This window comes from Paenalcaligenes niemegkensis (assembly GCF_022230885.1).
Taxonomy (GTDB): domain Bacteria; phylum Pseudomonadota; class Gammaproteobacteria; order Burkholderiales; family Burkholderiaceae_B; genus Paenalcaligenes; species Paenalcaligenes niemegkensis.
In genome coordinates, this window is the sequence record NZ_JAKGCT010000004.1 from 218,828 (window position 1) to 236,485 (window position 17,658).

General features: G+C 53.1%; 15 protein-coding genes and 4 pseudogenes. 10 read left to right on the plus strand and 9 right to left on the minus strand.

Features of this window, described 5'->3' with window-relative positions:
- The first annotated feature begins 34 nt into the window (after nucleotides 1-34).
- Together argG and L1889_RS04970 are read left to right on the plus strand one after the other, a co-directional pair.
- Nucleotides 35-1,372: an argininosuccinate synthase gene (gene argG / locus L1889_RS04965; RefSeq protein WP_238664187.1), complete on the plus strand. Its 1,338-nt coding sequence runs from the start codon at nucleotides 35-37 to the stop codon at nucleotides 1,370-1,372.
- A gap of 376 nt (nucleotides 1,373-1,748) precedes the next feature.
- Nucleotides 1,749-1,988: a DUF4351 domain-containing protein gene (locus L1889_RS04970; protein ID WP_238664188.1), complete on the plus strand. Its 240-nt coding sequence runs from the start codon at nucleotides 1,749-1,751 to the stop codon at nucleotides 1,986-1,988.
- Nucleotides 1,989-2,002: 14 nt separating this feature from the next.
- On the opposite strand, the gene L1889_RS04975 is transcribed toward L1889_RS04970, so the two are convergent.
- The 6 genes and pseudogenes from L1889_RS04975 to L1889_RS05000 all read right to left on the minus strand — a co-directional run bounded on the left by L1889_RS04975 (nucleotide 2,003) and on the right by L1889_RS05000 (nucleotide 6,997).
- Entirely contained in the window at nucleotides 2,003-3,025 is a 1,023-nt protein-coding gene (locus L1889_RS04975) for a YeeE/YedE family protein (protein WP_238664189.1), read from the minus strand.
- A gap of 34 nt (nucleotides 3,026-3,059) precedes the next feature.
- Nucleotides 3,060-4,355 carry an NAD(P)/FAD-dependent oxidoreductase gene (locus L1889_RS04980; protein WP_238664190.1) on the minus strand — a complete coding sequence of 432 codons (1,296 nt, stop codon included), beginning with the start codon at nucleotides 4,353-4,355 and terminating at the stop codon, nucleotides 3,060-3,062.
- A gap of 2 nt (nucleotides 4,356-4,357) precedes the next feature.
- Complete coding sequence (locus L1889_RS04985) at nucleotides 4,358-4,711, minus strand: c-type cytochrome (protein ID WP_238664191.1); 354 nt, start codon at nucleotides 4,709-4,711, stop codon at nucleotides 4,358-4,360.
- A 123-nt stretch (nucleotides 4,712-4,834) separates the two neighbouring features.
- Entirely contained in the window at nucleotides 4,835-5,161 is a 327-nt protein-coding gene (gene soxZ / locus L1889_RS04990; RefSeq protein ID WP_238664192.1) for a thiosulfate oxidation carrier complex protein SoxZ, read from the minus strand.
- A 12-nt stretch (nucleotides 5,162-5,173) separates the two neighbouring features.
- A complete protein-coding gene (locus tag L1889_RS04995; RefSeq protein ID WP_238664193.1) occupies nucleotides 5,174-5,614 on the minus strand; it encodes a thiosulfate oxidation carrier protein SoxY in 441 nt (146 codons plus the stop codon).
- 50 nt (nucleotides 5,615-5,664) lie between these two features.
- Nucleotides 5,665-6,997 (minus strand): annotated as a pseudogene (locus L1889_RS05000) (FAD-dependent oxidoreductase).
- Between the two features lie 221 nt (nucleotides 6,998-7,218).
- Here L1889_RS05000 and L1889_RS05005 point away from each other — a divergent pair.
- Entirely contained in the window at nucleotides 7,219-8,010 is a 792-nt protein-coding gene (locus L1889_RS05005; protein WP_238664194.1) for an alpha/beta fold hydrolase, read from the plus strand.
- A 31-nt stretch (nucleotides 8,011-8,041) separates the two neighbouring features.
- Here the strand turns inward: L1889_RS05005 and L1889_RS05010 are convergent.
- A pseudogene (locus L1889_RS05010) lies at nucleotides 8,042-8,589 on the minus strand (type 1 glutamine amidotransferase domain-containing protein).
- Nucleotides 8,590-8,821: 232 nt separating this feature from the next.
- Between L1889_RS05010 and L1889_RS05015 the strand changes: the two are divergent.
- The 4 genes and pseudogenes from L1889_RS05015 (at nucleotide 8,822) to L1889_RS05030 (ending at nucleotide 12,106) form a co-directional block, all read left to right on the plus strand.
- Nucleotides 8,822-9,246 (plus strand): annotated as a pseudogene (locus tag L1889_RS05015) (OsmC family protein).
- A 240-nt stretch (nucleotides 9,247-9,486) separates the two neighbouring features.
- On the plus strand, nucleotides 9,487-10,245 hold the full coding sequence (locus tag L1889_RS05020; protein WP_238664195.1) for a c-type cytochrome: 759 nt from the start codon (nucleotides 9,487-9,489) through the stop codon (nucleotides 10,243-10,245).
- Nucleotides 10,246-10,334: 89 nt separating this feature from the next.
- Nucleotides 10,335-10,784: a PQQ-binding-like beta-propeller repeat protein gene (locus L1889_RS05025; protein ID WP_238664196.1), complete on the plus strand. Its 450-nt coding sequence runs from the start codon at nucleotides 10,335-10,337 to the stop codon at nucleotides 10,782-10,784.
- On the plus strand, nucleotides 10,781-12,106 hold the full coding sequence (locus tag L1889_RS05030) for an outer membrane protein assembly factor BamB family protein (protein ID WP_238664197.1): 1,326 nt from the start codon (nucleotides 10,781-10,783) through the stop codon (nucleotides 12,104-12,106). The genes L1889_RS05025 and L1889_RS05030 overlap by 4 nt, the downstream gene beginning before the upstream one ends.
- A gap of 4 nt (nucleotides 12,107-12,110) precedes the next feature.
- Here the strand turns inward: L1889_RS05030 and L1889_RS05035 are convergent, their stop codons facing one another.
- Nucleotides 12,111-13,043 (minus strand): LysR family transcriptional regulator, encoded by a 933-nt coding sequence (locus L1889_RS05035; protein ID WP_238664198.1) that lies wholly within the window; start codon nucleotides 13,041-13,043, stop codon nucleotides 12,111-12,113.
- Nucleotides 13,044-13,245: 202 nt separating this feature from the next.
- Between L1889_RS05035 and L1889_RS05040 the strand changes: the two genes are divergently transcribed.
- Together L1889_RS05040 and L1889_RS05045 are read left to right on the plus strand one after the other, a co-directional pair.
- On the plus strand, nucleotides 13,246-13,674 hold the full coding sequence (locus tag L1889_RS05040) for a DUF4148 domain-containing protein (RefSeq protein ID WP_238664199.1): 429 nt from the start codon (nucleotides 13,246-13,248) through the stop codon (nucleotides 13,672-13,674).
- 252 nt (nucleotides 13,675-13,926) lie between these two features.
- The gene (locus L1889_RS05045) at nucleotides 13,927-14,904 is read left to right on the plus strand and encodes a glutathione S-transferase family protein (RefSeq protein ID WP_238664200.1); all 978 of its coding nucleotides are present in this window, start codon (nucleotides 13,927-13,929) and stop codon (nucleotides 14,902-14,904) included.
- A gap of 140 nt (nucleotides 14,905-15,044) precedes the next feature.
- On the opposite strand, the gene L1889_RS05050 is transcribed toward L1889_RS05045, so the two are convergent.
- Nucleotides 15,045-16,544: a catalase gene (locus L1889_RS05050; protein ID WP_238664201.1), complete on the minus strand. Its 1,500-nt coding sequence runs from the start codon at nucleotides 16,542-16,544 to the stop codon at nucleotides 15,045-15,047.
- A gap of 268 nt (nucleotides 16,545-16,812) precedes the next feature.
- Between L1889_RS05050 and L1889_RS05055 the strand changes: the two are divergent.
- Nucleotides 16,813-17,636 (plus strand): annotated as a pseudogene (locus L1889_RS05055) (arylamine N-acetyltransferase family protein).
- The last annotated feature ends 22 nt before the right edge of the window (nucleotides 17,637-17,658 follow it).

A 17,658-nucleotide genomic window follows, 5' to 3' on the forward strand; every position in this document is an offset into this window, starting at 1 on the left:
ATGATTGTTTTTACTGCGACCCTAATTCCATCAAATGACGACAACAATTATTGAATCTCTTCCAGCGGGCCAAAAAGTTGGTATCGCTTTTTCGGGTGGCCTGGATACAAGCGCGGCTATTTTATGGATGCGCAATAAAGGGGCGATCCCTTATGCGTATACGGCTAATCTAGGTCAGCCTGACGAATCCGATTACGACGCTATTCCTCGCCAGGCACTAAGTTACGGTGCACAAGAGGCCAGACTCATCGATTGTCGTCCTCAACTGGTAACAGAAGGCATCGCAGCATTGCAAAGCGGGGCTTTCCATATTTCAACGGCGGGCGTTACGTACTTTAATACCACGCCTATAGGCCGCGCTGTTACCGGCACCATGCTGGTGGCCGCCATGAAGCAAGACGACGTCAATATCTGGGGCGACGGCAGTACCTACAAGGGTAATGATATCGAGCGTTTTTATCGCTACGGCCTGCTTACCAACCCCGAGCTTAGAATTTACAAGCCCTGGCTTGATCAGCTGTTTATTGACGAGCTGGGTGGTCGTTCGGAAATGTCCCAGTACATGCAAGAGCATGGTTTTGACTACAAAATGTCGTCAGAAAAAGCCTACTCTACCGACTCGAACATGCTGGGCGCTACTCACGAAGCCAAAGATCTTGAGTTCCTGAACAGCGGTATCAAAATTGTGAAGCCCATCATGGGTGTGGCGTTCTGGCGTGACGACGTCCAGGTTAAGGCTGAAGAAATCACCATCCGTTTTGAAGAGGGACAGCCTGTCGCCCTGAATGGTCAAGAGTTCGCTAGCCAGGTCGACCTGATGCTTGAAGCCAATCGCATTGGCGGACGCCATGGTCTGGGCATGAGCGATCAAATCGAAAATCGTATTATCGAAGCCAAAAGCCGTGGCATATACGAAGCTCCGGGTCTGGCACTGTTGCATATTGCTTACGAACGCCTGTTGTCCGGCATTCATAATGAAGACACCATCGAGCAATATCGCCTCAACGGGCTGCGTCTTGGCCGTCTGCTATATCAAGGCCGCTGGTTTGATCCTCAGGCCATTATGTTGCGCGAAACTGCACAGCGCTGGGTAGCACGCGCTATTACAGGTGAAGTCACGCTCGAACTGCGTCGCGGTAACGATTACTCTATTTTGAATACCGAATCGCCAAACCTGACTTACATGCCAGAACGCCTGACGATGGAAAAAGAGGGTGATGACACCTTCTCGCCCCGTGATCGTATTGGTCAGCTCACCATGCGCAATATGGATATCGTCGATACGCGAGCGAAGCTTTTCACCTATTCACAGGCAGGGTTGCTGTCTGCAGCAAGTGACGCGGAAATGCCCAAGCTCAAGGGCGAAAACTAAGATTGTTATAGCTAAGCAGGCAAGAAGTCTTCGGGCTTATGCGCTAACAGATCTGCATGTGGCGACTGCCACCACCGACACCATATTGCGAGCCCGCAAGGAAGCCCGCCAGAATTAGCCGTCTATCTTCAGCGTGCAGATTCTGGGCTTCTAGGTGTTCAAGGGCTGTGGTGCGACACTTGCGCTGCAGCCCAATTACCCCGTGCTTTTCCCATCCGGCTTGGCAAATTCGCCAAGTTGGCCGGCCGGCTAGCTTGTCATACATTATCTGCTTAGCAACCCTTAACGCGCAGGCCGCCATGAACGAAATCACCCACCCGCCCGTACGCGAAGCGCTATCGCACCTGGAAACTATGTACTCCGACGACGAACCCGCTTGGCCGCCGAGCGCTGTGAACTGGCACTGCTTGACGCTGAAGACGTGCTAGATCAGGCGAGGTATGAGGGTAAACAACAAGGCGAAACCGGGTTGCTGCAGCGACAGTTAATCCGAAAATTTGGCCCATTATCCCAAGATCTCCAGCACCGTATTCAATGGGGCACACCAGAGCAACTGGAACCCTGGTCGTTGAATATTCTGGACGCTAATACCCTGGACGAGGTATTCCTTAGTTAAACGTGCGTGGCGTGTCAAGAACCCCCTGGCACGCTTCCAAATTTCCAAGCCAGGCGTGCACCAGCCACGATAGCCAGCGCCGAGATCATAGAACTATAAGCAAGGGTAGACAGGCCAGCCAAGCCTTGCCCTATCGAGCAGCCCAGGGCCAGGGTACCGCCCACACCCATCAATATACCCCCGGCGATATAGCGAGACATCTGTACGGCAGATTCAAAACCCTCAATACGATACCGCCCCCGCAGAGCAGCAGCCACAAACGAACCAGCTACTACCCCCAACACCAGCGTAATACTGAATCGTAAGCTCATTCCAGTGGCTATCATGGCGTACTGAATGGTATCGCCTACAGGAGCAATAAAGCTTAAGGACGCCACGGGTAGCGGATCGAAGTCGTCGGCGCCCAGCCAGCCGGTGGTTAGCCAGCCGGCCACCACCAGCAAGCCAACGACGGCTCCACCGGTCAGATCTGAAGTGCGCCGCCCGGGTGGACCGGCACGCAAGGCAAAAAATGCCAGGCCTGCAACCAGTGCCCACACGATAAGCGATCGAAGCAGGCCTTCAGGCAAAGTCGTGGCGGCAGGGGTCAACAGCGTGTGCTGCGCGCCCAAGCTGCGCAAGGGCGCAAGCAGACCGGTCAGCGTCATATAGGCGGCGATGCCCAAGCATAGCAGCACGAGCAATGATCGCAGGTTACCCTGGCCCAGCAAGACCAGTGCACGAGCTCCGCAGCCGTTAGCCAGACCCATGCCATAACCGAACATCAGCCCTCCAATGGGCAGCAGCAACCACGAGAACGAGGGCATAAGGTAAAGCGACCGGTTTATATCAACCAGCCCTGCTGAGGCCACTAAATGAGTGCCGGCAAGCGCTACGGCGAGGGCCAGGGCGAAGGCATGCAACTTGTAGCCACTATTGCGGCCTGACCAGAACTCGCTCAGACCGCGGTGCAGGCAAAAGCCGCTGAGTTGTCCGCTGGCACCGAAGACAAAGCCGATGGCCAGACCGGCCCAGAGTACAAGTTCAAGTTGTGGCATACGTAATGGAATGGATCAGGCTAGGGTGAAGGTCTTAAGCGCGTGTACCCCAGGTATCAAGTGCAATTGCGTTGTACCAGGCTTCTCCGTACTCGGCTTCAAGTTTGCGGAAATTCGCATCAGCCTCTTTGGGGCTTACACCTCCAGACGCTTCAACAAGTTTACCGTCTTCAACCGCGTACAGGTGCCCTACAGAAATGCCGTAGTCAGGACCGATCAGGCTGTAGCAGGTGTTTGTGAAGGAAGCTTGTGCGGCGGGTTTGTCATCTAAGGCATTCACAATGGCAGCGGCAGCAACCTTGGCCTGGGCGTTAGCCGAAAAACCCGATTTGGGCATAGGCGAGGCAATCGTGGCATCGCCCACCACATAGATCTCGGGGATTAGTTCAGATTCAAAGCTCTGAGGATTAACAGGAACCCAGCCGCTGTCGTTAGTGACGCCCGCCTGTTCGGCGATAGCACCTGCTTTTTGCGGCGGAATGACATTGATGACATCGGCTTTATGAATTTCGCCAAACTCAGTTTCTACAGACAGGTTCTTTGCATCCACACGCACAACTTTGCCGTCTTTCGAGAACGGTACCCATTCGATCAGATCGCCATAGAGCTCATTCCAGCCATCCTGAAAAAGACCCTGCTTGGAAAAAGCATCTTTAGCATCCAGCATCAGGATCTTGGATTTGGGCTTATTATGCTTGAGGTAGTGCGCCACCATGCTGGCCCGTTCGTAGGGCCCGGGCGGGCAGCGAAATGGATTGTCGGGGATCACCATCATGAATGTGCCGCCGTCAGGCATGGCCTCTAACTGTTTTTTTAGCAGAATACTTTGCTCGCCGGCTTTCCAGGCGTGCGGAGCTAATAGCGAGTCGGCTTCATCGTAGCCTTCCAGTGTACCCCAGCGAAAATCGATGCCTGGCGACAACAGCAGTTTGTCGTAAGCAAGGGTTTGACCTCCGGCGAGCCTGACTTGTTTAGTAGAAGCATCTACTGCCGAGGCGTAGTCATGTATGACCTCAACCCCAAGTGCACGTAGATCGTCAAAGCCATGACCTTGCTGTTCGAATGTACGTAGCCCGCCGAAATACAAGTTGGTGAAAGGACAGGTATAGAAGGTCTTGGCTGGCTCGACCAATGTGACCTGGATGGCCGGATTGCGGCGTTTAATATAGCGAGCGGCAGTGGCGCCACCATATCCGCCACCAACGATCACGACATTGCCGGCCGAAGGACGGGCATAGGCAGGAACAGACAGCAATACGGCGCCGGCAGCGGTTGCTTTACCAACACGACTCAGCCATTGCCGTCGGGAAAAATTTTGAGGACTTTTCATGATTACTGGCCTTCTTTACCGGGTTGGGTTTTGATCTGCGAGAAATGTTGGGCAAGGGCTGCAATCTCTTCGTCGCTGAAGCCTTTGACAAGGCGGTTCATGATCGTGGTGTTGGCCGGTGGATTGTCTGATTTGAAGGCCCTGAGCTGGCTAAGAAGAACGCTTTCAGGGCGGCCCGCGATGCTGGGGATGAGGCCAGGCGAACGGCCATCAGTTCCATGGCAGTTCGCACAGGCTCCCGCAAGAATAGAGACGTCAAAGGTGGATTGCGCCGCGACTGCCGGAGCAAGGGCGAGGCCAGCCATCAAGGCCGCTGCAACGATGGCAGGGCGCATTAAGCTAAAAACGGTACGCATGGATTTACTTTTAATCAATTTGTAATGTTTTACATGGTAGCCAAAGCCCGCTTTGGTTCAAACGAGCTTTCTTGTCCATGCTTATGCTTTATAGCAATGAAGAGAACCAGCGAGTAGGCTGGCTTATGGCGCCGCTGTAAGGGCCTGGCTGCCGGTTATTACCGTGCCTTCATCATCGACCCATTTCATTTGTAATTCGCCGGGTTTCTGGGCTACGAACGTGAACTCGATGTAGGGGTTCTGGGAAATGGCGGTCTCGGGCTCCCAGCTAAACAGTAGTTCACCGTCTAATCTGGCTTCGAATTCATTGATGATATTGCGGGGAATTTCTTTTCCGTCCTGCCCCTGGCGCAGACCGCTTTCCATGCGATGTTCGATCAGGGCGCGTACGCGTACGACTTCGCCCGCCTTGGGGCTTGCATTGCTAATCCAGATACGTGGTTTGCTCATTTCGAAGCTTCCTTACATTCCACAGCCGCCGGCCGTTACAGTGATGTGCTGGCGGGCCATCAGAACTCGCCCGTCGTTCATGCGGGCCAGGGCGCTGACAGTTTGGGTTTCGATCAATCGCAGGCGTACGGCAACTTCGGCACGGCCTGTCAACGGCGTGAATTTAAAACGGCAGGCCAGTGGGCGGGGGTTACCTTCGGCCAGAATGATGAGTTCTTCGCAGTAGGAGTCAGGCGTGATCGGCAGCTCTACAATCGCTTTGACCGGCACCGCTGCAGGGTTGTCGCCCAGCACCGGCATGTCCAGCTTAAGGTCTTGTTCAAGAGGCTGTGTTCCCTGCAGGAACTCGTCGACAATGGCCTTTACCTCTGCCTCGGCTCGCGCCTTTAAGTAACTGCTGCACCGCTTGCTGCGCGTGCAGTACCGAAGGAAACAGAGCCGAACCCAGGCCAAGCGCCGCCCCTTTTAACAGCCGGCGGCGGGCAAAGCCCTTGGTGAAGGTATTAAAGGAAATCATTGAAACGGCTCTTGATCCAGTTGAAATCGTCTGCGACCAGGTCGGATGTGCGCACATCCATGTCAATCTGGGTTTGCAGCACTTTGCCTGTGGGGTCGAGTTCATATTCAAACTTGACTGAAATCTCTTCCTGCGGGTCGCCATTGACCATCATGTAGCAAAGGTTATCGGGCAAGACGGCAACGACTTCTTTGCCTGCGACACGCTCGGCGATATTTTGGGCAACAATTTTGCCGACGGCGTTTGCGACGTGCGCACTTTTGGGATAATGGCCAAACTGGTCTGAAATGAAGCCCATGGCATCACCCACCACATACACATCTTCATCAGTGTTGGCAGTAAACAGCCGTGGATGAATATCTGCCCAGCCAGTGGGCTTGCCGTCGGGGCCTGTGCCGATCAGGTCGGCATACCAGATCATGTCGGCGGCCTGGTGCGGTGGCATCAATACGGCATCGTCAAATTCAAAATCGCCAGCTGTGGTTTTAATACGCTTGTTAAAGGGGTCGACTTCTTTGATGGCCGCATTGGGCACGTGGGTAATGATGTCGGGGTAGAGTTCTTCAAAGGCAGCGCGGTAGCCTTCGCCTATGGGGGCGATATTAGGCTTGGGATCCAGGATGATGATCTTGCCAGGAATCTTGGTGCTTTTTATATGCCACGCCATCAGACAGGCGCGCTCGTAAGGCGAGGGCGGACAGCGATGCGGTGGTGGGGGCAAATTCATGACGATAGTGCCCCCTTGAAGTCTTTGAGCTTTTGCTTGAGTGCAAGCATTTCGGCATTGGGCTCATAGGCATTGGGGAAGTGCTGACGTGTATACTCAGCGGCCCTGAGGTCATTGCCGAACCAGGCGTCGTAGGCGTTGCGGATGCCGCCCGATAGAATCAGGTAATCGTAATGAATGTTGCCCTTGGCGGTGCGCACGGTTTTTGTGTCGCGCTCGATGCCTATCACTTCAGTATGGACAAGCGTATAGCCATATTTTATGGCCGGGCTGAGCATATCGTGGTTCAGGAAGTCGGTGTCCACGATGTCGATGAGCCACTTGTTGCTCATCGGGCCTGACCAGAAGGTGGGGTTGCGTTCAAGTAGTACTACTTCGGCCTGGGGGATGAGTTCGCGCAAGTAGCGGGCGGCAGTCATGCCGCCCCAGCCACCGCCGCAGATAACAATACGCGGCCCCTTGCTGTTGCCGTTGCGTGGCAAGAGCTGCGTTTTACTGTGTATGGCGAGGGGGCGGCCAGACCGGCGGAGGGCAATGCCAGGGAACCTAGTGCCACAGCAGGTGGCACTAGTAAAAACTTTCTTCGATTCATGATGTTTTTTCCTCGTAGTCATGACATGACACACGTCTGTTGGGCTAAGAGGGCCCAAAGCTGGCAATAGAGTAACTGAATTTAATATGAAATGGCTGAAATTATGCAGATCGCCCGGAAGACGGACATTCTTCAGGTGCAGGTAGGGTCTATTCGGCTAGTTCACTAATCTTATGGCATTGTTTAACCTTGTTAGTGTGGAATAGAACAAGGATTTGTTCATGTCGAACTACGAGCAATTTGAAACAGATGGAATGGTTACGTTGCGCCGCGATGGAAAGGGCGCACCATTAGTGATTCTGCCCGGAGCAATGGCCGATGCCTATACATGGAAAGCCGTTGCAGATGCCCTCCAGGTACCTAATCCCGTTATTATCGTGAACCGGCGCGGAAGAGCTCCAAGCCGCGGGCTGGGTGAGAACTATGACCTTCAGGTCGAAATTGACGACCTGAACACCCTCGTGAAATCGTTGGCAGAGCCCGTGCATCTTTTTGCATGGAGCTACGGTGCATTGATTGCCATACAAGCTGTTGCATCGGGGCTGATGGTGCGTTCATTAATCGCCTACGAGCCGGTATCATGTCCCTTTGTCCCTGATGCCACAGAGCCTATCCGTCGCGCCGTGGCAGCCGGGGATACGGGGCTTGCGGTAGAACTCATCAACACCTTGGTGTCAGGGTTCGACGCCAGCGTCGTAGAAGCCTTGCGTACCGGCCCCGACTGGCAAAAACTGTGCAGGCTGGCTGAGCCTGCAGGTGAGGAAATTGCCGCTATCAATAACGTTGAGCCCGACTATGTCAGCTATTCAACAATACAGGTACCGCTGACGTTGATGGTTGGGGAGCTGACTGAAGGTTGCGAACCCTACGGAACAGCATTTTCCCGTTTTCAACGTACCATGCCAAATGCCCGTCTTGCCCGCCTTCGGGGGCAGGGGCATTTGGCTCATGTGGAAGCCCCTGAACTGCTGGCGGCAGAGATTGGCAAGATCCTTGACTCCGTTTTTGAATAAGCTCGGGCTCTTTGCCGATATTTTAAGCTTTTCACCGTCTGGACTCTGCAAACAGCGTGTTCATGGCCTTGTTAAAGGCGGGTAGATCCTCGGGCGAGCGGCTGCTTAGCCAGTTGCCGTCCACCACGGTTTCCTGGTCTACCCAGTTACCGCCTGCATTGATGATGTCGTCCTTAAGGCTATGAAAACTGGTTAGAGTGCGTCCTTTTACGAGCCCAGCCGATACGAGCTCCCACGGGCCATGGCAAATAACAGCTATTGGTTTTTTGCTTTGTTGCATTGCCTGCAGAAAAGCCTGTACGCCAGGTTCTGCACGCATTCTGTCTGCGTTGACTGTACCGCCCGGAATCAGCACGGCATCGTAGTCTTCAGCATTTGCGTCGTTAAGCGCACGGTCAACTTTAATCTTTGCCCCTTTGTCGCTGTCATGAATGGCTGCCTGGATTTCCCCTTTTTGGGCGAGATAACAAAAACCCGGGCGCCTGAGTCCGTTAATGCCTTCATGGGCTCCAGCAATTCGCTTTCCTCGAATCCGTCAGTGGCTAATGCAGCTACTCTAAAACCATCTAAATTACGCATAGTGTGCTCCTGTTTCTGTTTGGCAATGGACTACAGCCTGATGGTCAGAAGCAAGTGCCGTGCCTGTTGCTCGCTGAGAGGCGTTCTGCGGGCGCCGGGCTCAAAGCCTTGCTGACTAATTGTTACGAGTGGAAATAGCATTCTTTTAAATTTCAATTACTGTTGAACATAGCTTTGATGCTGACGCATCGGGCCCCTTCACAATGCATGAATTCATTACGCAGGAGTCAATATGAGCAAGAAAGGATCTGCAGTATGGCAAGGCAGCATTAAAGAAGGCGGTGGCACTATTTCCACCGAAACAGGCGTACTTAACGAGGCGCCTTATGGCTTTAAGTCCCGTTTCGAGGGCGGTAAAGGTACGAATCCTGAAGAACTTATCGCCGCTGCACATGCAGCATGTTTTTCAATGGCGCTATCGATGATGCTGGGTGAGGCGGGAGCGACGCCGGACAAGCTTCATACCGAAGCCGCCGTGACCTTGGAAAAAAAGGGGATGGCTTTGAAATCACCTCCAGCCATTTAACTCTGCAGGCAAAAGTGCCGGGCATTGACGAAGCAACGTTTCGAGACATTGCGGAAAAAGCAAAAGAAGGCTGCCCGGTTTCCAAGTTGCTCAACGCCAAAATAACCTTGGACGCAAAACTCGAAACCTAACCACTCATTAAGTGGCTGCTGGATATTTAGCTGGTGGTCGAGAGGCGGGCGGGCTACTATAAGCCGACGGGAAGGGTGCTTTATAGCTAAAGCAACTGTATTTTATTGTTCAACTGATTTTGTTACTTAATTTAAGTAACATTTTTGTTGAGCAGGCTTGGCTGTTCACCCCCTGACCCGAACCTATCTCTTTATTGTCGGCACTCTGCCGACGCGTCGTAATATTACGAGGCTTAAATCTTGAAATTTCATCATAAATTACTACTGACATGTATCATGTCGGGCGCATTGCCCTTGGTGCCGTTGTCAGCAGGTGCGCAAGGTGCCGTGGCCAGTCCTGCTGTCATAGCCAAAGCGACCTCTCCGGATGCGGAACCATTCATTACAGACGGCGAAGGCCGGACCTTATATACATTGGCAGGTGCTGATGGCGGAGATAAGGCCGCCTGTGATGCTGATTGTATGAAGGACTGGACACCCTATGTCTCTGACGGGCGTCCGCTGGCAAAAATGGTCCTTCCCGGGATGATTTCCACGGTTGATAACGACGGTGTCCAGCAGGTAACGTATCGCGAGAACCCACTTTATCTGTTCAATGGCGACAGCAAGGCGGGTGACACGAGTGGTCAAGGCGTGAATGACATGTGGTACATGGTGTCTGTACTTGGAGAGCCCGCATTGCCGATAGCGGAAGTCGCTGATGCAGGGCCTGTCAGACCGGAGGTGATGATTCATGGGCAGGAAGTGTATGCGACTACGTGTGCACAATGTCATGGCGCGCAGGGGCAGGGGGCTTTTGGTACCAAGCTGGAAGGTTTTGAGCGTCTGGCCAATGGCACGAGTTTAGTGCGTACGGTTCTCTTAGGTCTAAACAGTATGCCGGCGTTGGGCCCGGTGCTAGATGATGAGCAAGTTGCAGCCGTGACGACTTACGTCAGAAATAGCTGGGGCAACGAATTCGGCGCGGTATCGCCTGAACAGGTCGAGGCTGCCCGTTAACCGGCATGTTTTGCCTTATCAGTATTTGCCGCGGACTGCCTAGTAGGCATCTGACCCGGGTTAGACAATTTTAAAGAATCGGACACTCAATGAAAACAAGACATCTACTTTTGGCAACCTCTGCCGCAGTGCTTTTTGCACTGTCGAGCCATGCGCAACAAGTTGAAAACTATAAGCCAGTCAGCGATCAGGAAATTCTGGCACCTGCGGCGGAAGACTGGCTGATGTGGCGTCGAACTGTCGACAATCAGGCCTTCAGCCCGTTGGATCAGATCAATAAAGAAAACGTGAATCAGCTTAGCCTTAAATGGTCCTGGTCTATGCCTATAGGCGGCCTGCAAGAAACGGCGCCGCTGGTTCGTGACGGGGTGATGTTTCTGGGCATGAACCGTGGCATTGTTCAGGCGCTGGATGCAACGACGGGGGACCTGATCTGGGAGTATCGTCAGGAACTTCCGGAATTTACGGGGGCTACCACGATGCGCAGGCCAATCGCCAGCGTAACTCACTCACGCTTTATAAAGACAAGGTCTACATGACCACGCCCGATTCCAAGCTGGTGGCTCTGGATGCAGCGACCGGTAAGGCCGCATGGGAAGTGCAGGTACTTGACTGGGAAAAAGGCTATAGCTTTACGGCGGGGCCCCTTGCCGCTGATGGCAAAATCTTCACAGGCACATCAGGTTGCAGCATTACCGGAACAGCGGGCGGCTGCTACATCACAGCTCATGATGCAGAGACTGGTAAAGAACTCTGGCGCCTGAACACGATTGGCGGCCCGGAAGTTGATGATAGCTGGGGCGGATTACCGCCTGAAAACCGTTGGGGTGGTTCACCCTGGATCACAGGTGCTTACGATGCAGAACGCAATATGCTGTTCTGGGGCGTAGGTATGCCGCTTCCATACCCGGCTGTGCTGCGCGGTTCGGCCGATGGCGACGTGCTCTACACCAACAGCACGCTTGCCATTGATGCGGAAACAGGAAAGGTCGCCTGGTATTATCAGCATCTTCCCCGTGATGACTGGGATCTGGATAGCCCATTCGAACGTATGCTGGTAGAGAGCGAGATTGCGCCTGCGGCAGACGAAGTCAGCTACCTTAGCGATAACGTAGAGCCGGGCAAAAAATACGACGTCGTGGCATCCGTGCCTGGGAAGAATGGCATTGCCTTTGTGCTTGACCGTGACACTGGCGAGTTGCTCTGGGCACGCGATACCGTTTATCAGGACGTAGTGGAAGGCTTTACGGACGACGGTAAAGTCATTACCAACACCAAGCATATGGCAATGGCGATCGATAACGCCGTTACTGTTTGTGGTGGCCGTGACCTTGGGAAATTATGGATGGCCGGAGCCTACAGCCCCATGACCAACGCCATGTATATTCCTGTCAGCTCATCTTGCAAAGAACTGACTCCGCTGCCTATTGAAATGCGCACCGGCGAGTCCGTAGGTGCCCAAGCCTCTGGTGTTGCCTCTTTTGCTCCTGGCGAAGACAGCACCGGTCGCGTCTTTGCGATTGATGTGAAAACAGGCGAGTTTCTTTGGGTGAAAAAACAGAAACCTATCTTTAGTTCTTCATTGCTCACTACAGCAGGCGGACTTCTGTTTACCGGTGACAGCATGCGAAACTTTGCCGCTGTCGACCAGGAAGATGGCAAGGAACTATGGAACGTCAAGCTTAATACCACGATTGGCGGGCACCCCATGACATACAGCGTTGACGGCAAGCAGTATATTGCTGTGGTTACGGGTCCTAATGCCCAGACTCCGGTAGCGGCCTCGCTGAACCCCGAACTGAAAAATGTCGTTGATGGCGGGCATTCGGTATTTGTTTTCGCACTGCCTGAAAAGCCTTGATTGTTTAGCAGGCTGTGCACGCTGCCAGGGCTTTGCGGTTTTGCTCGCGTGTATGCTCAAGCAAATAGTCAAGAAAGACCAAGGATCGCTGTGGAATGAACTTGCGGCTCGGAAGTGCCGCATACATTCCCAGCCTGCCGGTGATCCAGGGGTTTAGCACCCGTACCAGCTCGCCACGCGTCAAGTGTGGGGCGACCATGTCAAGCGACATTGAGGTGATGCCTGCGCCGTCTACGGCGGCGCGCAGCAGCGTGTCGGTATGATTGGCCACAAGCACTGGCGCTACATCTATTTCAACGGCCTTTTTGGAGTGTGAGTCGCACCACAGATTCCATGGCTGCAACGGGGTTTCGGGGCGCTTGAGACGCAGACAGTCGTGCTGAAGCAAGTCTTGGGGTTGACTGAGCACTCCTTGCCGTTGAAGGTAGGAGGGTGAGGCTACCAAAATAACGTCGGATTCCACCACTTTACGAGCCACGATGTCGGCATCGAAATTTACATCAGCCCCTAATAAGGTAATGTCGAAATCTTCAATATGCAGCAGACCATGCGCTTCGACTTCGATATCGATGATGATGCTCGGGTAGCGTTGGCGAAACTCAGATAGCATGGGCGCGATGACGTAAGTCGCCATTACAGGCGGGGTATGGATTCGCAAACGACCTGCCAGACGGTTTGTGTGCGCGCTGGCGACGGCATCCGCCTCTTCGACATCCTGCAAAATGTGGCGCACGCGATTCAGATAAGCCTCGCCAGCTTCGGTCAGTGACACGCGGCGCGTGGTTCGCTGAAATAGCCTGGCACCCAGATGCGCTTCGAGTTCGGCTATCAGACGGGTGACGACGGGAGGCGATATATCCATTGCCCGGCCTGCCGCTGCAAAACCGCCTTCGTTTGCTACACGTTCGAACACCTGCATCGCCAACAAACGATCCATTGAGCTTTCCTTAATTTATTACAGTTATATTATTCGTATTATAGAAATAGTGCATGTTGTATTTGCTTATTTATTCATTGTGGTGGGTATACTAAAGTAACTACATCAACCCGCCAACAAGAAAAAACTCAGCAAAGCGCATCAGTGAGTTTCAGGCGGCAGCTTTCATTAATTAATTGTTTAAACAACAGGACTTGTTACTATGACACGCACTCAGATTTCAACTATAGCATTTGCTTTTACTACCCTTTTTGCAGGACAAGCCATGGCGGCCGACACAAGCGCGTCATTGACACGTGAACAGGTCAAGGCAGAATTGGCCGAGGCTATCCAGTCCGGTAATGTCGTTATGGGCGAAAGCAGCGCAAGGCTGAGCGAGATGTTTCCTCAACAGTATGCAGCGCAGCAGGCTACATCCGGCGTGACACGCGCACAGGTTAACGCCGAGCTTGCCGAAGCCGTTCGTTCGGGCAACGTTACCAGGGGCGAAAGCGGCGTGAAGCTTAATGAGGCCTTCCCGCAACGCTATCCTGAGCAGCAATATGCAGCCAGCAAAACCCGTGCAGAGGTCAAGGCAGAACTGGCTGAAGCCATTAGCCTGGGACAGCTTTCTGACCATATCGAAGCCTGATATAGCCTGACAGAATAGCCGGTGGCGCCATGTGGCAGATGCCAATTCTTTGGAAGCGGCAATCAGCATGGCGCCATCGGCATTTTTCGTTTATAGACAGCAGCGATAGCGCGGTTCAGTTCCGTGAAAATATGGCGGTTCGTTCAGCTCCACTGTCTTTATGCAATGAAAACGGTTAGGCTGATCGCTAAGTTCGGGTGTTTATCTGCCGCACAGCCGCATGGCAAAAACTTTTAAGGCTAAAGGATAATTATGGGACTTCTGGTAGACGGAAAATGGCTGGACCAATGGTACGACACCTCAAGCACTGGTGGCCGGTTTGTACGTAGCGATGCCCAGTTTCGGCACTGGATCACGGCTGATGGCAGCGCTGGCCCCAGTGGTAATGGAGGCTTTAAGGCCGAAGCCGGCCGGTATCACCTTTATGTATCGCTGGCCTGCCCATGGGCTAATCGTGCGTTGATCCTGCGCGCCTTGAAGGGGCTGGAGCAGATAATTAGCGTATCGGTGGTGAATCCCTATATGGGCGAAAACGGATGGACCTTTGAACCCGGCCCCGGAGTGATTGCTGATCCTGTTGGACAGGCCGACTATTTATATGAAGTCTATTTGCGGGCAGAGCCAGCTTACAGCGGCCGTGTGACTGTACCCGTACTCTGGGATCTGCAACGCAACACCATCGTCAATAATGAGTCTTCTGAAATCATCCGTATGCTTAATTCGGCGTTTGACGGAATAGGTGCAAAAGAGGGTGATTACTCCCCTGACGCCTTGATGCCTCAGATTGATGCGGTCAATGCAAAAATCTACGACACCATCAATAATGGCGTATATAAAGTGGGGTTCGCTACGTCTCAGGATGTATATGAGCAGGAAGTCAGCAAGCTGTTCGCGTCTCTGGATGAACTCGAAGCCAGGCTGGGCCGCCAGGCTTATCTGGTGGGTGAACGCATAACAGAGGCCGACTGGCGTTTGTTTACCACCTTGATTCGCTTCGATGCCGTATATCACGGTCACTTCAAGTGCAATCTTAAACGCCTGTCCGACTACGAGAACGTTTGGAGCTATACGCGTGAACTGTACCAATGGCCGGGTATCGCTTCCACTATCAATTTCGATCATATCAAGCAGCACTACTATCGAAGCCACCACAGCATCAATCCTAATGGGATCGTTCCGGTGGGGCCGATTCTGGACCTGGACAGGGCGCCAAGCCGTCGTACTGCCTAAACGTATGCCATGCTTTGGAGGCAATGCCGAAGCAGCATAAGCATAGTCATGGGAGCCTGCTTTACCCGGGCGTGATTAAATACACAGCGACTGGCAAAAAAATGAGGTGACAGAGTCACCTCATTTTTATTTAGCGGAACTTAGGCTTCGCCCATTCCGGCGGCAGGTTCGGGCGCCTGGCCCGCACGTACTTTATCTTCGATGCGCTGGCCCACTTCAGGGTCTACGCTCTTCCAATATTCAAAAGCACGTTCAAGTACAGGGCTGCGCACGCCACCTAGCAGACTGCCGGCGACAGTCTCTACAAGCTGGCTACGCTGGTCGTCGCTGAACACGTCGCGGACCAGGGCACCAGGCTGAGAGAAGTCGTCATCTTCTGCATGCAGGGTGTAGGCACTACGTACCATGTCACCGTCGCTTTCCCAGCCGTCTTCCATCGTGCCGGTGTTGTCAGCATAGCTGCGTCCGTACGAGTTAGGTACATATACAGGCTGATTGCCGCTATGTTCGTAGGTCATCTGACCGTCGAACATATAGGTATTAACCGGGTTCTTGGGTTTGTTGACAGGCAACTGATGGAAATTGGTGCCGATACGGTTGCGCTGTGCATCGTTGTAGGCAAAGGCGCGGCCCAATAGCATTTTATCGGGTGACAGTCCGATGCCTGGTACGGTGTTGCCAGGAGAGAATGCTGCCTGCTCGATCTGGGCGAAGAAGTTTTCGGGATTGCGGTTAAGCGTCATCTTGCCGACTTCGATCAGGGGGTAATCTTTGTGCGACCAGGTCTTGGTGAGGTCAAAGGGGTTGAAGCGATAGGATTTGGCTTCGTCATAAGGCATTATCTGCACTGATAATGTCCAGCTTGGATGCTCACCCTTGGCGATAGACTCAAAAAGATCGCGGCGGTGGTAGTCGGCGTCGCTGCCGGCCATTTCCTTGGCTTCATCATTATTGAAGTACTCCATGCCCTGATGGGTATGGAAGTGGTACTTTACCCAGAATTTTTCGCCTTGCGCGTTGATCCACATATACGTGTGTGAACCGTAGCCATTCATGTGACGCCATGTGCGCGGCAAACCACGTACACCCATCAGATAGGTGACTTGGTGAGCGGTCTCCGGGTTATGTGTCCAGAAGTCCCACTGCATGTTGTTGTCGCGCAGGCCTGTGTCCGGCAAACGTTTTTGGCTGCGAATGAAGTGTGGAAACTTCATGGGGTCGCGAACGAAGAAGACGGGGGTGTTGTTGCCCACCAGGTCGTAGTTACCTTCGTCGGTGTAGAATTTGAGTGAAAAACCGCGCACATCGCGCCAGGTGTCGGGACTTCCTGATTCGCCGGCCACTGTCGAAAAGCGCGCAAGCATTTCGGTCGTACAGCCTTTTTGAAACAGGGCAGCCTTGGTGTAGGCGGAGACATCGGCGGTGGTTTCGAATGTACCGAATGCGCCAGCGCCTTTGGCATGAGGCTGACGTTCTGGCACTTTTTCGCGATTGAAGTGTGCCATCTGCTCAAGAAAATGTACGTCGTGAAGCAGAATGGGGCCGTCTGGGCCAACCGTTAACGAGTTACGGTCGCTGGGAGCGGGAGCCCCGGCACCGGTGGTTGAGCCCTTAGACGTTTTATTCGTGGTGTCAGTCAAAATGCACTCCAAATGACAGGAAAAAGCTTAGGATCTAAAAAATCAGCTGCTAACTTTGGCAGCTTTGAATTAACGGTACAAGAGCTGGTTTACGATAGTGTGTCCTAACAATAATAAAAGCTTACAAAAGAGTAAACCCCTCATGGGCAGTTTTTAACGTTATCGCTAAAACATGCGCATCGCACAGCACTAAGCACTATTGACCCAAGCCTAAGTTGAGGTTTTACTCTGACAGATAAACGCCTGCAACGTTCAGAGGAATCGCCATATGACCGACATTTCTGCCTATTTAGAACACATCGGGTACCAAGGCCCACGTCAGCCCACTCGCGAAGCGTTCCACGAGCTGCACGTAAAGCATACACGTTCAATTCCCTTTGAAAATCTCTCGCCGTTGATGGGGCAGCCAATAAAGCTGGATAGTGATGCACTTATGGATAAATTCACCAGGCAGAGACGGGGAGGCTATTGCTATGAGCACAATCTGCTTTTCCAGCATGTATTGCAAGTCATGGGGTTTAGCGTTGAGGGACTTGCTGCGCGTGTCCGTATGAATGTGCCCGACGAGGTAGAGACACCTCGCAGTCATATGCTTTTGCTCGTGGAGGCAGCAGGAGACAAATTTATTGCCGATACCGGGTTTGGCGGACTGACCCTGACGGCACCGATTCGGTTCGTGGCGGATCAAATGCAGGAAACCCCCACGGTCCGTATCGCCTGATGCGCAAGGGCGAGGCATTCAGCCTGCAAACCAGGCCAAGAAATGACTGGCAAGAACTTTACGTCTTTGATTTGACGCGATGCGTTCTGCAGGATTACGAAGTCTTCAACTGGTACACCTCCACTCATCCCAGTTCGTTCTTTGTAAATGACCTGGTTGCCGCCCGTCCGGTAGAAACAGGCCGGCATGCTTTATATAACAGGCAGTATTCTTTTTATCATCTCGATGGCCGAACAGAAAAAAAGCAGCTCAATTCGGTGGGCCAGGTCAGGGAAGTGCTGGAAAATGAGTTTGCCATAAACACTTCCGACATCCCGAAGCTGGATTCCAGGCTCTCTGAGATACTGGGACGCGCGGTAGTTGCGTCTTAGTCTGTCAGCAGCAGAACGAACG